Raw genomic sequence first — 12,663 nt, 5'->3', positions numbered from 1 at the left:
GATTATCACTACAGCGAACTTTTAACCACTAAAACTCACTGTAGCGCGCCGACTTAGTCGGTTTTTTTAAAAGCTGGCTATTTTATTTCTGCCTGTTTCTTTTGCGTTATAAAGGGCTATGTCGGCGTTAGTTATAACTTCTTTAGGTGTTGTTTTTTGATTGGGTATAAGGCTATAAAATCCGATACTCAAAGTGAGGTATTTACTGGCACTTGAAAAGTTATGTTCAATTGCAAGTTCTGCAATTTTTTCCTGAATAAGAACAGCATATCTTTGACAATGATCTGTGTCGACTGCAGGTAAAATTATCGCAAATTCTTCACCACCGAAACGAGCGGCTAAATCACCTTCACGTTTACAAAGATCATGCAGCGCTTTGGCAACTTTTTTTAACACTTCGTCACCTAGCTGATGCCCATAGTTATCGTTATAACGCTTAAAAAAATCAATATCACACATTATTAAACTAATGGGTTCTTTATTACGTGCGCCGCGCTTAATTTCGCATTTTAAAGTTTGATCAAAACAGCGTCGGTTAGCAATGTTTGTAAGGCCATCAGTATTAACTTGTTTGTTAAGTTTATGATTGGCATTAATGAGTTGCTGCTGAGCTTGTTGTAGCTCTTGCTTGTAATTTAAATTTTTGAAAGCATTAGCAAGCATTTCACCTACTAACCTTAAGCGAATAAGGTCTAAATCAGTCCAGTTTCGCTTTTGAACAACGCAATCACAGCCTATAAAGCCAACGAGCTCTTTGTCATAACGTAGACCAATGCAAAGTACTGATTTTATTTTTTGTCGCTGGAAAATTGTTTTTTCGCTCATTGCTTGAATGGGTAACGACGTTACATCGTTAACTCTAAATAAGTGAGTACGTGCCATCAAACTAAAAAAGTAGGGGAGATCGCTTTTCGGAAGGTTTTGTAAGTCCTCTTTAAATGCTTGTATATCATTATTGACCCATTCGTGGGTGTTATTTATGGTTTTACCATCCTCGGCAAACTTAAAAAGATAACTTCTATCTGCGTGGCAAACGGTACCAATAGCTTTTAATGCGTAGTTGATATGCTTATCAACGTCGTTGTTTTGAATATCAATTAAGTCAGTTGATATGTTCGAAATAATATTATCAAAATCATATTGTTCATCTACATTATTATTCAATATATCAATTATAATAATGGAGCTTGAGTTAGGTAATTTTGCAAATTTTACATTGAGTAGCAATTTAGATACCTGTTTTGATAAAACAAACTGGCATTGGTTATTTGCAGTGAAATAATCAAAGAATAGCTCCTCGACTAATAGTTCTTTTTTACTGTGATGATTGGTCAAAGTGATGTGTGAAAAATCAATTTTATTAAAATTTGATTTGTTTCTTAAGCCAAACAAGTCCTGTGCTTGGCTGTTAACTTTAAATATATTTTCATTGGCATCATAAAGTAATACACAAAACGGCAGTAACTCCAAGTTTCGCCATATTTCATCTGATAGGTTATTACTCACTCAACTCTCCATGTGTTTAAGCCACAATTAAATTGTTATCTATTGTATTTTTATTGTTTTTACTTGGGCATGTTAATCGTCCTTAGATCGAGCTCAAAGGGCAGCGCATGTTTGGTATTTATGCTGCGTTATCGCCTATTTATGGGGAATAGCCACACTACATAGACTCTGCCTTGCCTAAAAAACAAAAATACTGGTGTAAATTCAACCACCGAAGTTCAACAAGCCCTACTAATTATTAGCTCATTTTTTTTGATTTACTAAGTTTTTAGTGCGTTTGAGGGCAGTACGTATTATAATTGATACTGTATATCATTACCCTTTTCTACTCTAAGCCATCTTTGGTTTATTTGCACTTTAAGTATAGGTTATTCAAGCATTTCATGACAGAAATCACTACACACCAAGCTTCTCGTCGTCGGTTACTTATTGCGCTAGCAATTACGTGTTCGTTTATGGTAATTCAGGTTATAGGTGCTTATTATTCTAATTCGCTTGCTGTACTTGCCGATGCGGGGCATTTGTTTGTTCACAATAGCTCGTTATTCATCGCACTGATTGCATCAAGTCTCGCTATTCATTTTGCTAAAACCTATAACGATGGTCATCAAAGAGCCGAGCTTTTGGGCGGTCTGGTGAACGGATTTTTATACCTAGCAATCAGTTTAATTATTTTGTATGAAGGTGGTGAGCGCTATATACACCAGCATGAAGGAAACGAGCTGGCTATTAATAGTTATTTAATGTCGGTTATTGCTGCTATTGGTTTTCTGTTCCATGGTGCTGCTGCATGGGTTTTATATAAAGGCCGCAAAGCGAGTATTAATGTTTACGCGGTATTTTTACATTCATTCTTTGATTTGATTTCTACCGTATCGACATTTGTGGCTGGTATTCTTATATATTTTACGGGCTGGGTTGTTATCGATATTTTATCGAGCATGTTAATCGCCTCTTTCGTGTTGTTTACCGGTGTTAAGGTCATTATTAGTTGTATAAAAGGTTTACGCTTAAATAAGGCCAAACTTCCTAAAGTTGCAGATATTGAAAGTGAGATTACAGATATGGAGCATGTTCACAATGTCCATAACGTCACTGTAACGCGTAAATATAAGGGTGTAGTAGTCGGGGCGCACGTTGTACTTAAAGAGCATTGTACTATTGAAAAACACGATGAAGCATGTCGTATGAAGGTAGAACAACTGTTAGCTGAAAAATTTAATGTACGCAATAGTGTATTACAAATAGAAAGCCACGAATGCCATCACATTCATTAGTAGCATTTAATTAATATAAAAGCGTGTAATAATGATTAGCACGCTTTTAATGTTTTAAATCAAATCAAATCAAATCAAATCAATGATATTGCTAAAACAATCGCTTTTACGTAAGTCTTTAGCATCCATTGGCCTTGCAAAGTAATAACCTTGCAGTACAGTACATCCAACCTCAGCTAAAAAGATCATCTGTTCGCGCGTTTCTACTCCTTCTGCAATACAGTAAAGATCTAGGTTTTCGGCCAATAAAAGAATGGTCTTAATAATCGATTCATCCCCTTTATCTATACCAATACTGTCTACAAAGCTTTGATCTATTTTAATAACATTAATAGGAAATTGGCTCAAGTAGGTGAGTGACGAGTAACCAGTACCAAAATCGTCAAGTAGTAATTTAAACCCAGCAGCTTTTAAGTTTTGTAGCTGCTTGGCTGCTTTGAGTTTATCTTCTAGTAAAATACTCTCTGTTATTTCAAGTCTTAATTGTCTTGGATGAACTTGAGAGTCCGCTAATATGGACATTAACCGTTGGGTTATGTTTGTTTTTAAAATGTGTTTAGGAGATAAGTTTAAAGATATATAAAACAATGGGTTTGCGCTGAGTATAGGTGCAATTTCAATAAGAGCTCGTTGCAATGCTTGCTCAGTAAGGAGTTCTATTAAACCGGTTTCTTCTGCTACCGGTATAAAAAGTGCTGGCGATACCAACTGTCCTTGATTTTTCCAGCGCATGAGTAACTCCACGCCATTTATTGTTTTTTCTTGTATGTCGATAATGGGCTGATAGTGATTAAAAAATCGGTTGTCTTTTACTGCATCTTTTAAATCATTTTCGAGCAGTAACTTTTGTTTTATCAGCTCATTCATTTCATCGCTAAAAAACTTAAAGTCGTTTCTCCCGCCTTGTTTAGCGTGCATCATCGCAACATCGGCATTACGAATGAGTATATCGGTGGTTACAGCATCGAATGGGTATAAAGCGACGCCAATACTGGCTGAAATATTAATAGAGAAGTCTTCAATAATTACTTTATTAGCTAACTCATTACTAATTTTTCTTACTGTATCGCGAAGAGACTGAAGCGATTTTATATTTTGAATCAGCACTAAAAATTCATCACCACTTTGACGGCCAAGTTTTGCGTTTACGCCAAGCATACCGTTCACTCTTTGTGTAATATTACATAAGAGCTTATCGCCAACTGCGTGGCCAAAAGAGTCGTTAACAGGTTTAAACTTATCTAAATCAATAAATAATAATGCGCATTGTGTATTACTTTCATTGGCATGTTTAATCGCTTTTTCAATGTTTTGATACATTAAACTACGATTTGGGAGATGTGTTAGAGGATCAAAATTAGCCAAATAGCGCAGTTCGTTTTCTGCACGTTTTTGCTCAGTTAAATCTGTAATAACAACCACGTAGTAGCTTGCAGTATCTTTTGTTACGGCTGTGGCGCTTATATGTACTGGATGTTCGTTACTCTTTGCTGTTTTTATATAAGCATCACTTTGCCAGTTTTCTGTAGCTTTTAATTTTTTTAAAATATTTGCAAACTCTCTACACTTATCTTTACCAATGGCCCTAATAAATAATTTTGGGCTAATTTTAGTGGCCGCTTGTTCATTTGAAAACGTTTCAATAAAACTGTTGTTCGCAGAAAATGGCATTAAATGCTTATCGAGTATAAGTAACCAGTCGTTTATTTGGCTAAACGCTTCACCTAGAATTTTTGCTTGTTGCTCATTAGCCCGTTGCTCAGTGATATTGGTATATATGCCAGAAACATATAGCGGCTCATTTGTTTGAGGATCGTATATAACTTGTCCTGTATCTTGATACCATAACCAATGCCCATTTTTATGCTGTAGACGATAAGTTGCTTGCCAGTTTTGTTGTTTTTTGTACTTGAAGTAGTTTTCCCATTGGTTTTCAAAACGACGTCGGTCATCTGGGTGTATTAGCGCTAAAAATTGTTCTATGTGTACGCGTACAGGCAAGCCTGTATAGCCTAATTCACTTCCTCTGAGCGTACTTACGGAAGCATCTTTAAAATTATAATCCCACACGCCACTTTTGTTATTTTTAAGCGCGAGTTCTGTTTGCTTTTGCGAATGAATAGTCGCTCTATGGGCTTGTTCAATTGCAACTTGGCGGCTGCGGTATTGCCAAAAAATGAAAAACAACACGGCAATTATTAAAACTACATAGGCGACAATAGCAAAGGGCGACTTCCATGGTGCGTAGGCCACGTTGATATTAAGTGTTGCAGGTTCGCTTGTAACAATACCATCGCGATTATGTGCTGATATTTTTAGCGAATAACTACCGGGTTGAAGTTTTGTGAAAAACACTTGGTTAGATTGTAAGTCTTCATATGTAAGGGACGTTGGCCCTGAAAGAATTACCTTATAATACGCTTTGTCTATATTGGGGTAAGAAAAGTTAGAAAAACTAACTGTAAGGCCCATGTCTTCATAACTGAGATCAAGTGGTTGGCTAAGGTATTTATGAGGGTAATAATCGAGCTCTTTCGTAAAAAGATTTATATCGGTAATCGCTACATTATTTTTTTTAAATAATTCTTTTTCATCAAAGTCTAAGGGGTCAAAAAGTAGGGCGCCCGCATTACTACCAAATATAAGCCTGCCATCGTTTAATGTTGTTGCTGCTATAGGAGTAAATTGGTTTATATTCAATCCGTCTTTTACTGAATAACTCACCACATTGAGTGTATCTAGGTTTATTTGATATAAACCATTGTCGGTACTTGCCCATAAAAAACCATTTTCATCAGGAAGTAACGAATAGATAGAGTCAGTATTAAATGAATTTTTTAATCCTATGTAGTGTTTTCTCTCATAAGTAACTGGGTCAACACCAAGCAAGCCTTCGTGGGTGGTTGCCAACCATAAAATATTTCGTTTTGAGTCTAAGTAAAAGTTTTCTACAGTGTAAAAAATATCTTCTTTAGGATTAAAAGACTGGAATATAGTCGTTAAAGTTTTCGTTTTTTCGTTGTACCTAAAAAAACTTTTTGATGTGCCAAGTACAAACTCTTCAGGATGTGTGTCGAGGGGTTTATAAAAAGCATAAGAAAATAAAGGGTCAACTTGCTCTTTGAGTCCTTTAATAATTCTTGTTTTTCCGGTTGTTTCATTAAAAACATAAAAGTTATCATCAGACATAAATGCATATTTATTTGCATCAACTTGGGCAAAACCAAATAAGTTGAGCTGGTTAATTACATTATTGTCTGTGTCTTTATTTTCAATAACTTTACCCGTTTGCTTATCGAAAAGTTTAAAACCATCATAAGTAACAAGCCAAAGAAATTGATCGTTTCCAATTGAAGACGCAAAAATATCAAATACCGCAGATGCTCCGTATATTGCTTTTGAGTCGGTCGAGCTTAAATATACTTCACTTTTATTTGTTGCTTTGTCGTAGCGCGCAATTCCATCTTCTGTTCCTAGCCATATAATATTATTTTTATCTTGGTAGGTGGCATGAACAGTATTGTTACCGGGTAAAAAAATGTGTTTAAACCGTCGGGTTTTAATTGGCCAGGTAAACACGCCTTGGGTTCTAGATGCGAGCCAAAGCATGCCGGACTTATCAATCATTAGATCGTTGATTGAGTTTTCATTAATATTAAACTTACTTTTTTCATAATTTAATATGAACTCTAACTCTTCGGTTTCGCGGTGATAACTAAATAATCCACTTTCGGTTGCTACAAATTCGCCGTAAACAGTATTGGCATAATCCCATATATTATAATCAGGAATTAATGTTGTAACATTTGCTGCAGATATATTTTTGTTATTATCAAATGCTAATTGATACATACCTTCGACAGTACCAACAAGTAATCCTAATTCATTATCAACACTTAAAAATTTGACGTTTATATTATCTATCGTATTTTTTTCAGGGGGATGAAGAGGGATTTTTACAAGTTCTGAATTATCTATATTTGCAGTGTATAAACCATCATTTGTACCAATATATAAAGTGTTTTTATATATCGTTAGTGACCTAATGTAGTCTCTTTTATTTGGGAGTGCTAGCTTAAGTGTAAAGTGTTTACTCGCCTCATCAAATTTATATATTTGACCATCTATGGCGAAGTAAAAAATATCTTGTTGCTGAGTCATTGCGGAGATTGGAGAAAACATCTTTTTTTCTTTATCTATTTGACCAGAATAGATTTTTTCGGTTTTTAAAGTGAGGGGATCTATTATATACGCACCAGAAAGATCAGTTGAGACAATGATTTTTCCGTCTTCGGCTTTAAATAATGCATAAATATAGTGTTTATCTAAGCCAAAGCCACCATTAAAAGTTTTTACATTATAACCATCAAAACGGTTTAAACCCTGTTGGGTTGCTATCCAAATATAACCAATATCATCCTCTTGAGTCTGCAAAACGTAACTTTGCGAGAGACCTTCGTCAGTAGAAATTCGTTGTAATTGTTGAGCATAGTTTTGTGATGCAAAAGTGCTTTGGATGCATAGTAAAAAAACAATGGTGATATGAAAAAAAAGTTTGCTCAAACGCACTTATAAACACTCTCAGTGGAGGATAGGATGATACTTAGCTAGATAATAAATATAGCATAAGTTTTTATTTTTTAATTACAAATAATATACGTAAAGTTAAAAGCTCTATTTTCAAATAGTGAGCTAATCTATATAGATAACAGTTAATGTTCATAAGGAGAGTATAGTGGTTTTATCTAATATTGATGCAAAAAATAGCGTGTTATTAATAATAGACTTACAAGAGTTGCTTGCTCCTGCAATTAAAGACTTTCCGAATATTTTAAAAAGTACATTGCAGTTAGCGCAGGCGGGTATTATTCACGGTGTCCCAGTCTTAATAACCGAGCAATATGTCAAGGGGTTGGGCGAGACTAATCAGCAAATTAAAAATACGTTACCTAATGCTACGTATTTTCATAAAACGTACTTTAGTGCGTGTGCAGAGCCTGGCTTTGTTGATAAGTTAAAAAGCTATGGTAAAAAGCAAGTTGTTGTTGTTGGCACTGAAGCGCATGTGTGTGTTTTACAAACATGCTTAGATTTAATAGAAAATGGTTTTGAAGTTATTATCGTACACGACGGAGTTGGCTCGAGAAATCCGCAACATAAAAATTTGGCGATTGAACAGCTACGCCAAGCTGGTTCGGTAATTTCATGCGCTGAAATAGTTATTTTTCAATGGACAAAAAAAGCAGCAACACCGACGTTTAAAAAAATATTACCTATAATAAAATAAGCTTATTCAAAGTCTGGCTTAAATTTTATTAAAATCGGTGCTCTAATTTAAGTTTTACTACGTATAATGCTGTGTGTTTAGTAAGCTTCAATATATTAAAGGGTTTTATGTCTAGTGTCGCTCGGTTATTTACCATCATTTTTAGTCTTCTATTTATTGAGTCTATTGGGGTTGGTCTGTATTTTGGTACGTTAACTCAAGCTTTTATTATTGGCTTGCCACTTTGCTTACTCCCAATTTGGTTACTCAGAACGTATCCTGACAACGTTGTAACGGCACACGTAGTTGCAGCCGCTATCATGATGTTCTCCTTTTTGCACATCCAACAAACATTCGGGCTAATAGAAGTTCACTTTGAGATATTCATTTTAATGGCTGTACTTATAATGTTTGTACAGTGGCGTGTTTTTATAACGGCAATTATATTTGTTGCTGTTCATCATTTATCTTTTTATTATCTTCAAACTCAAAATGCAGGTTTCTACGTATTTGATCCGGATAGACTCGCTTTTACTACAGTACTTATACATGCAGGGTATGCGATTGTTGAAGTGCTAGTTGCAGGTTATATAGCTAAAACATTGCAACGTGAGCGCCGTGCAGGCTTGTCATTAAGTTATGCGACAGAGCAAATAATGAAAGATCCCGAAAATATTAAACTTTCCCTACGTGCTGATGATACTAAAAGCGATGCTGTGGTTGGATTTAATACACTGCTAGACTATATATCTGATGTTATTAAGCAAGTTCAAGCGCAATCAGAATCACTGCAAAAAAACTCGCGAGAGCTTATACATGTTCATGAACAGCTGGCCGGTGGTGCAGTGCAGCGTACACAGCAAACGGATGATATAGCGAATTCAGGCTCACAAGTTGCACATGGCTTTAAGCTTGTTGAAGAAGAAAGTGAAGCGCTTAAGAGTCAAGTCGACCATATTACTAAAACTGTAAGTAATGCGTTAGAGGATGTTCATCAAACAGATTCGAAAAGTAGAGAGTTATTAACGTTACTTAATCATACAGAAGAGCAAATAAGTCATTTAGTTGCAGCTGGGGGGGTTATTTCTGGTCTTCTTAATGAAATATCGGGTATCGCTGAGCAAACAAATTTGCTTGCTTTAAATGCAGCTATTGAAGCCGCCCGTGCAGGTGAACATGGACGAGGTTTTGCTGTTGTTGCTGATGAGGTAAGATCTTTGGCTAACCATAGTAAAGCAACAACAGATAAAATTAGTCTAACATTAAAAGATCTTGTTAATAATAGCAAAACGTCAACACAATCAATGAGTCAGTGTGTGAATTTTGTAGTTGATTTAACAAGTATTAGTGCTGCAATGAAAGAGAATATTTCAGCAATGAGCGAGCAAATAGCCGCAGTATCCTCAAGCTCTGATTCAGTTGCACAAGTTGTAGCTGAGCAGGCAGGTAATACTGAATTAATAGCAAGCAGTACTGATACTATGCGCCAAAATCAGTACCAAGATACGCAAATAGTGCAGCAGTTAACCGCTAAGGTGCAGTTAATCGATGTAAGTATTGATGTGTTAGAGCAAAGCATTGCCAAGTTTAAATAAATCTAACACTTTCGTATTTTCGCTTATAGCTACATGGCTTATTTGTGTTGTTGCAGGGTTAGTTTATTTTCAATTAGAGCAGCTTAAACCGTTTGATAGCTCAAAAGTTTTATTGCAAAAACACTGGTTTAATAACTTTAAAAAGCAATTGGATTGGGTTGATACTGGTGAGCCGTCTTTAGTGCTTATAACAGAAAAAAAATGCGGGTGTACTATACAAGCTAAGCCGCATATTTCATCGTTAACCTCTTTTGCTGCCAATAAAGCTATGAAGGTTGTACAAGTTGAATTAACACCAAAGCTTAAACACGTTATTCCGGCAACGCCTGCCGCCGTTATTATTAATAAAAACGGTGAGTTTGTTTATGCTGGGCCGCTCTCTGAAGGATTAGCTTGTGCCCAAGGAAGTGGTTTTGTTGAAACTGCGGTCACTAATTTAGCTGCAGGTTTTAATTCAAATCTCTTAATTACACAAACCAAGGGATGTTACTGTGTAAATAATGCATAAATAACGTATCGATAAACTAAAGCTCGCACTTAAATCAACAGTTGCGAGCTTTAATATTGATTAAATTGTAACTAAGCCATAAATACCTAATGACACAAACACACAAGCAGCAATAGCACGTACGGTGTTTAGAGATATTCTTTTTAGTAATGCATTACCAGCGTATATAACAGGCACGTTAGCAATTAGCATACCTAACGTGGTTCCTACCGTTACCCAAAACACAGACTGATATTGTGCGCCTAACAACACCGTCGCTATTTGTGTTTTATCACCAATTTCTGCAATAAAAAATAATACAAAAGCGACTAAAAAAGCCCCGTAGCTATCGTATTTACTACTTACATCTTCGTCTTTGTCTGGAACTAATAGCCAAAGGCCAACAACAATAAAGCTGATGTTTACAAGCCAAGGTAAATATTCAGAAGAAAAACTATTACTTAACCACTGCCCAAACCACGCTGATAAACCATGATTGAGTAAGGTTGCGGCTAAAATACCAAGAATAAGCGCGCCTTTATTACGAAAACGGGCGGCTAACAGGAGCGATAAAAGCTGGGTTTTATCGCCTATTTCGGCAAGTGTGACAGTGACGGTTGAGGTTAAAAAAACTTCCATTATTGATTCTTACAGGCGGGAATACTAAACCAAGGCAAACAACTATCTCCCGCCATGAGGATAGTGTCTACCTAGGTCTCGCCGATAACGCTTGCTACAACATTACAAACTTACCATGCACATGAGGTGCAATTATGTTGATAAGTTTACTCATTACTGAGCGGGCTACTCCCCTAAGAGGCGGGCATTATTCCACAAAACTTTTGCGTGGTAAATATTAAGAATCGAATATAGTTAATTTATTCGGGAGTAATAAAGTTAGCTTTTGGCAATTAGTTGATAGTCAGGAAAGAGCGATAACCGGACGGTCATCTTTTTATATCAAATGCATTTAAGATTTCCCTGACTTGATGTAAATAGTAATTTGACTCTTATATAAGGAATGATATGAGTATCGTGAGATAAGGTTTACTTAGCTACTTTATGTTAATGTAAATAAGGTAATAATTAATTTTTAAGGTTGAAGTAATGGAATATAACAATCTATCCAAGCTTGTAAAAAAAGTTCTCAAAACAGATCAAAGTGGTAATACAACAATGCCCTCAAGACGCGAAATGACAAGCAAAATTTTTGCGTTTATTATGCTTATTCCTGGAATTACTAGCATTGTGATGACTGTCACAAGCGAAGGAGGGGAAAGTATTTTCTTCGCGATTTCGGCAAGCTTCTTTTTAGGTATATCTATATTGCTTTTTGGTCAAAAGAGCCGTTTAGAGTTTAACGGGACAGAAAAACAGCTTAATTTAAAAACCGCATTATGGGGTTGCTTTCAAAGAAGTAAAGTTGTTACATCGTTTGATACACTATCATTTGAATTAAGTAGTATAGGCGCGCAAGGCCCTTATCAAATTAAGTTTGTTGATCAGTTATATGAATTTAAACAGTATACAGATGCTAAGATGTTCATTTCGTTTTTATATACGAAATATAATACTACTGCTGTTGAAACCATATCGGATTGGCCTAATAAAACACCGATAAGGTTTGCTCAAAGTGAATTATATAGCTCACCTCAAATTACTCATGATACTAAAAAAGCTAATTCAAACTCTCATCTGGAAGATGTAGATTTTAATAGTGAAGATCTTGTTTTCATTGAAATATGGGATCGCAAATCGCTAATAAAACTATCCTTGCCATTTTTTGTTTTTACAGCCATTGCTGGCTTAGTTAAATACGGAGTGCTGTAATGTATTTTAAAGAACTATCTAGTGAGCTAGCTATTTATCGACAACCAAGGTTAACTAGATTATTGCTAGTTTTGTTGTGTGGTTTCTTTTTATTTATCGGACTAATTAATGTGTTCAATTCTGATGAAGCAAAATCATTACCGATATGGGTATCTGGGTTTATATGCTGGCTAGGGTGGAGTGGTCTGTTTGGTGGCTATGTATGTCGTTTTGATCTCGCAAAGCAAACCTTGGAATTAAAGTCGAGTAGTTTATATACTATTTTTAAACGTGTGTATAAACTATCAGATATTAAAGGCTTTAAAGCTATACCTAGAAAAGGCTACACACATGACTATAGATTATATGCAGTGTTAACTGATAATACTCATATTGCTTTCGCAAACTACAAAGGACGAGGATTTGCAGTTAAGGAGTGTATAAAAATGGCTGAGTTTGTCAGTAAGCCTTATCAAATCAATATTGATACAGCTCCATTATAATTTTCTTAGAACAAAGTAGCGTGGATTAACATTTTTTTAGAAACCAATGCCAGACGCTTACTTCAGGTCTGGCATTGGTTCAAACTTAAGCATCGATCTGTTCTGATACTTCTAACGCATCATCAACTTCTATTCCCAAGTGTCTGACAGTGCTCTCTAGTTTTCTATGGCCAAGTAGAAGCTGACAGGCTCTTAAATTTTTAGTTTTTTTGTAAATTAG

9 protein-coding genes and 1 pseudogene are annotated in these 12,663 nt (G+C 35.6%); 6 read left to right on the top strand and 4 right to left on the bottom strand.

Features of this window, described 5'->3' with window-relative positions; translation table 11 throughout:
- Window positions 1-66: 66 nt before the first annotated feature.
- Window positions 67-1,506: a diguanylate cyclase domain-containing protein gene (locus tag I6F42_RS18360; protein ID WP_197152991.1), complete on the bottom strand. Its 1,440-nt coding sequence runs from the start codon at window positions 1,504-1,506 to the stop codon at window positions 67-69.
- Between the two features lie 383 nt (window positions 1,507-1,889).
- Here I6F42_RS18360 and I6F42_RS18355 point away from each other — a divergent pair, with 383 nt between their 5' ends.
- Entirely contained in the window at window positions 1,890-2,783 is an 894-nt protein-coding gene (locus tag I6F42_RS18355) for a cation diffusion facilitator family transporter (RefSeq protein ID WP_007581834.1), read from the top strand.
- A 69-nt stretch (window positions 2,784-2,852) separates the two neighbouring features.
- On the opposite strand, the gene I6F42_RS18350 is transcribed toward I6F42_RS18355, so the two are convergent.
- Window positions 2,853-7,352 (bottom strand): EAL domain-containing protein, encoded by a 4,500-nt coding sequence (locus tag I6F42_RS18350; protein WP_197152989.1) that lies wholly within the window; start codon window positions 7,350-7,352, stop codon window positions 2,853-2,855.
- 166 nt (window positions 7,353-7,518) lie between these two features.
- On the opposite strand from I6F42_RS18350, the gene I6F42_RS18345 reads away from it, so the two are divergent.
- The 3 genes from I6F42_RS18345 (at window position 7,519) to I6F42_RS18335 (ending at window position 10,152) form a co-directional block, all read left to right on the top strand.
- On the top strand, window positions 7,519-8,070 hold the full coding sequence (locus I6F42_RS18345; RefSeq protein WP_165741307.1) for a hydrolase: 552 nt from the start codon (window positions 7,519-7,521) through the stop codon (window positions 8,068-8,070).
- 107 nt (window positions 8,071-8,177) lie between these two features.
- Entirely contained in the window at window positions 8,178-9,644 is a 1,467-nt protein-coding gene (locus tag I6F42_RS18340; RefSeq protein ID WP_010555299.1) for a methyl-accepting chemotaxis protein, read from the top strand.
- A complete protein-coding gene (locus I6F42_RS18335; protein WP_007581838.1) occupies window positions 9,628-10,152 on the top strand; it encodes a DUF6436 domain-containing protein in 525 nt (174 codons plus the stop codon). Before I6F42_RS18340 ends, I6F42_RS18335 begins: the two co-directional genes overlap by 17 nt.
- Window positions 10,153-10,212: 60 nt before the next feature.
- Here the strand turns inward: I6F42_RS18335 and I6F42_RS18330 are convergent, their stop codons facing one another.
- Window positions 10,213-10,770, bottom strand: a complete 558-nt coding sequence (locus I6F42_RS18330) for a TMEM165/GDT1 family protein (RefSeq protein ID WP_024597356.1) — start codon at window positions 10,768-10,770, stop codon at window positions 10,213-10,215.
- A 468-nt stretch (window positions 10,771-11,238) separates the two neighbouring features.
- Between I6F42_RS18330 and I6F42_RS18325 the strand changes: the two genes are divergently transcribed.
- Window positions 11,239-11,961 (top strand): hypothetical protein, encoded by a 723-nt coding sequence (locus tag I6F42_RS18325; protein WP_010552960.1) that lies wholly within the window; start codon window positions 11,239-11,241, stop codon window positions 11,959-11,961.
- Window positions 11,961-12,443 carry a hypothetical protein gene (locus tag I6F42_RS18320; protein WP_010552961.1) on the top strand — a complete coding sequence of 161 codons (483 nt, stop codon included), beginning with the start codon at window positions 11,961-11,963 and terminating at the stop codon, window positions 12,441-12,443. Before I6F42_RS18325 ends, I6F42_RS18320 begins: the two co-directional genes overlap by 1 nt.
- Window positions 12,444-12,528: 85 nt before the next feature.
- Here the strand turns inward: I6F42_RS18320 and I6F42_RS18315 are convergent.
- Window positions 12,529-12,663, bottom strand: a pseudogene (locus I6F42_RS18315) (integrase); the annotation flags it as partial.

Source organism: Pseudoalteromonas sp. SWYJZ12 (genome assembly GCF_015864395.1).
GTDB classification, from domain to species: domain Bacteria; phylum Pseudomonadota; class Gammaproteobacteria; order Enterobacterales; family Alteromonadaceae; genus Pseudoalteromonas; species Pseudoalteromonas arctica.
Note: the sequence above shows the minus strand (reverse complement) of the source record. Positions and strands in the feature narration are given on the sequence as shown.

Bases quoted from the DNA above. Each gene is read 5' to 3' on its own strand.
- I6F42_RS18355 (WP_007581834.1), top strand. From the start codon at position 1,890: ATGACAGAAATCACTACACACCAAGCTTCTCGTCGTCGGTTACTTATT.
- I6F42_RS18340 (WP_010555299.1), top strand. From the start codon at position 8,178: ATGTCTAGTGTCGCTCGGTTATTTACCATCATTTTTAGTCTTCTATTT.
- I6F42_RS18330 (WP_024597356.1), bottom strand. From the start codon at position 10,770: ATGGAAGTTTTTTTAACCTCAACCGTCACTGTCACACTTGCCGAAATA.
- I6F42_RS18325 (WP_010552960.1), top strand. From the start codon at position 11,239: ATGGAATATAACAATCTATCCAAGCTTGTAAAAAAAGTTCTCAAAACA.
- I6F42_RS18320 (WP_010552961.1), top strand. From the start codon at position 11,961: ATGTATTTTAAAGAACTATCTAGTGAGCTAGCTATTTATCGACAACCA.